This is a genomic window from Psychrobacter halodurans (assembly GCF_017498075.1).
Lineage (GTDB): Bacteria > Pseudomonadota > Gammaproteobacteria > Pseudomonadales > Moraxellaceae > Psychrobacter > Psychrobacter celer.
Map to the genome: position 1 here is coordinate 1 of NZ_JAGBKN010000064.1, position 506 is coordinate 506.

The following is a 506-nucleotide window of genomic DNA, read 5'->3' on the forward strand; positions in this document are numbered from 1 at the left end:
GTGGTGATGGTGGTTGCATTGCCTGCACCATCATCAACTTTGACACCATCGCTATTAGTGACGGTGTTGCCGGTGGTTACGCTGTCAACAGCAATGTTTTTGGCCAGCTGTACGCTCAGACCACCGGTACCGTTTGCGACCACACCGATATTACCTGCGGTTAGGTTGTTTGAGTCCGTCTCGCCACCTGTGATGGTCAGTGTGTCGCCAAGGTTACGATCAATCAATGTACCATCGTCACCTTGGAAGTTAAGACCAGCGTTGGTTAAGCCTGTAACTGCCGTATTTACATCGCCTGCGTTGACGGCATTGTTTGCATTGGCAGCAAGAGTAATGTCTCCTGCACTGGCAACGCCTGTTAGTTGACGATTAACGCCATCGGTATTGGTAAAGTCAACGCTGGTACCGCCCGTTTGAGCGCCTACTGTGATCGCGCCTGTGCCTGCGTCTTGACGGACAATACCGGTGCGACCAGCATTGATGTCTGCGATGTCATCAGTGTTGGT

The 506-nt window shown here is 52.0% G+C and carries 1 protein-coding gene; it reads right to left on the reverse strand.

The genetic code is table 11. The features are described 5' to 3' along the window. Positions 1 to 506: hypothetical protein (locus J3491_RS11945; protein WP_424108362.1), on the reverse strand; the 506-nt coding region annotated here is incomplete at both ends.